General features: G+C 43.3%; 2 protein-coding genes. Both read right to left on the bottom strand.

The features are described 5' to 3' along the window. Positions 1 to 614: 614 nt before the first annotated feature. Complete coding sequence (gene brxL, locus PLA23_RS11940; RefSeq protein ID WP_324475323.1) at positions 615 to 2660, bottom strand: protease Lon-related BREX system protein BrxL; 2046 nt, start codon at positions 2658 to 2660, stop codon at positions 615 to 617. 5 nt (positions 2661 to 2665) lie between these two features. Beyond that, positions 2666 to 3121 (bottom strand): hypothetical protein (locus PLA23_RS11935; protein ID WP_324475322.1); only part of this gene is annotated, 456 nt, incomplete at its 5' end.

Here is a 3121-nt window from a genome sequence, read left to right as displayed (position 1 = left end):
CTTAAATGAGTCATTTATCTTTGTAACGAAGTCAAGATGCATATATTCATCATGATATTTCCCTTCGATTCTCTGTACGTCTTCTGAAATGTTTTTCATCTCAACAACCTTCCCAAAAACACATCTCATATCCCACACCGTCCCGTATGCCGAAGGTTTTTGAAATCCCATGTGAATATAATGTTCCGGCTTGAAATCTGTTCCAATCCTGAGCACACCAGTATACGGAATGTGGATGTGAAGACCTGTATATTCAAAAGCATCATATCGCCCAGGAGCAGCGTCTATTCCATGAATCGGGGGATAATGTCCATATTTATCATTCACACACAAGGTATTCAGATACAGCATATCCTCCTCAATGATATACGTACAATAAAATCCCCGATAACATGCGGTATGCATCATACTCGGTGTTAATCCATATTTCTTTGGATCAAACAGCCCTGTTTCGTCATCAGCATTTTCAAATCCAAGAATTTCATATTTATTTGTTTTCCATATGATACTATCCGGTATTTGTGACGTCATAGTACTCTTGAGAAAGGAATTGGAAATGAAGGGGTAAAAATATTTGGAACATGACTGATAAGTACGATAATAACAATAATTCCTTACTCATCCAGCATTTTCAGCAATGCATCCCGAGGATCTGTATAATACATGACCACCAATCTTGCAGCGAGTTCATCAGACATTTCGTTCATCTGTTTTCGACAGGAAACTGGAAGAACAATCGCTAAAGCCCCTTTTTCTGCTGCAAGTTCTGCCATATCAAGTGCATTATAAACCGGCTCAAGAGTTCCACCAACACTCATCCCTCCGGCAATTACATACCCTCCTTTCGTACTCTTGTTGAGAGCAGCAGAACAAAGGGCGATTAATATTGGAACAGACAAAGAAGATCCTCCACTTACGGGGGTCATTGCCCGGACCTGAACTGAGAATTCAACAGAAGTAGGATCATGATCCCCGACAAGAGATTTTGCTTGAGTATAGAGAACTTGTTCAGCAGATCGTATACTTTCCCGAAGCCCTGCAGCAGCTTTTACATTAATCAGCCGGATAGAAGAACCGGGAGTAACAGTAATCTCGAGTTTATAAAGTCCATTCCCTTCATTTCCTTCTCCAGGGCCCAAAGCCCAGACTTGTCCGGGAGGAAGTGGTTCTGGCGAAATAGTATTCTCACGATGAAGTTCCGGAGTTGATACGTACTGCTCGATCCCTTCAATACCAAGCCGGTAACTAAACATGGTATTTCTGAATTCTGCGGAACCAATCCGTTTTTGTTGTTCCTTTACTCTTCTTCTACATTCAAGGGCTAGGCGGACAGCCCACTCAAGATCTTCGTCCGAAATATCCGAGTCATGAGCAGGATACAGAAGTTTTAGTAATCCATCAAGGGTTTTTAAGACGCCGGTCCGATCTCTACCAGAAAGAGCATCCCCAAATGATACCCGATCCATTATCTTTGGAAGGTGGGAATCGTTTCTCAGTTGTCTAAAGCATTCAGACAGGAAATCAGATACAAGGCCAAAATGAGTGGTAAGTTGTGTCGGATGATATTTTGGGAAATCCCATCCGGGTATGTAACTATGAATCCGGTCCATGAAAGCAGTATCGTCCCTCATCTCCGGAGGAAGGGGACCGAAAAGATGACCAATCCGTTGTTGATGTTCAACATCGACATCAAAATTCCCAACCATTACAAGACTTCCCTCAGCCCTGATATTCTCTCTTCCACGGCTGAACTGACCGGAGGCCATGTACCCTTTCATAATATTGACACCCTCTTTCGTGTCAAATTTGATTCCAGCTACTTCATCAAAACAGACCAGATCATACTGACAGACAAGTCCTCTCTGGCCGGTTGCATTATTGACAAACATCTTTGCAACGGTTGCTTTTCCTCCACTCACCAGATGGGAATAGGGACTAATTTCCTGGTAAATGTAACTTTTACCCGTTCCCCTTGGACCGAGTTCAACACAATTGTAGTTCTTTTCTACATAGGGGATCATCCGGAGGAAAATAACATCCTGTGCTCTTTTTGAAAGGGTTTCAGGTTCAAGTCCAATACTTCTGATGAGAAATGAACGCCATTCTTTGGTGCTCATCTGCCGACGGCCCTCAGCAAGATCGGAAAGGACATTTCTTTTCGAGAGTTGAATCGGTTTTAAATTTGAAATGGAGAAGGGCCTGCCTCCTTTCCCTTCAATTCCACTTCCATATTCGATCTCGACTTCAGCATAAAACCCTCCGGTAAGCATCCGTTCATTATCATAGACCATCTCCGCAGGGATGTACACATCATCAAGGATCAACGAGGGAAGACTCACTTCAAAAGTATCAGTTTTGGTATCGAGTCGTGCAGTTACGAGATCTATTATTTTGACGGATCCTTTCTCTCTTGCACGGGCTTTAAATAACTCCTGTTCACCTGCCCGGACAATCCGTTCCTGAAGTTGTCTTTGAACGATTTCAAGTCCTTCTTTGATCTCTTCGTCATCAGTTGTTGCACAATATCGCCCGATAAGAAATTCAGCAACATATGTCGGGACCGGATAACTCCCTCTGAATTTCTGAGCCAGATCTTTCCGGACGACGTATCCATCAAATAATCCAGTTACCCGCTCGTCCAGATTATCTAATTCGGCCATATAATTCAAGTCCCCCCTATGATAGTATCTTTCTGGGTGACAATCTTCCCTGTTTGATCAGTAATCACTATCCAGGCCTTTTTTCTTTCGTGTGAATCATCCCGTATTGTGATGGAGATAACCCCATCAATCGGAATTGTCATTTGGTCCAATGGGTTTCCATCCTCATTTTTCAGGAACGTTGAGGATGCATCGCCTGGCTGTTCCCGAATATCTATGATATATCCTGGACCGGTTGTCGCCGTAATTTTACATCTCATTCCCTTCCATTTACTCTCACCGATAACCACACCAGCCGTACGACTCCTCCCTTTCATAATAGTAATTTCTGGAATAACCATCTCCTGAGGAGAGAGACCACCATGATCGAAGACCTTGTTCTCCTCAAAGCAGGCACTCTTCGGGGCACAAGCAATATTCTTCGATCTGTCCCAGAACCAAGGCAGAACTGGATATGAGAC

The sequence above is a fragment of the Methanospirillum sp. genome (assembly GCF_035406105.1).
Taxonomy (GTDB): Archaea; Halobacteriota; Methanomicrobia; order Methanomicrobiales; family Methanospirillaceae; genus Methanospirillum.
This window is presented reverse-complemented; position numbering and strand designations above follow the sequence as displayed.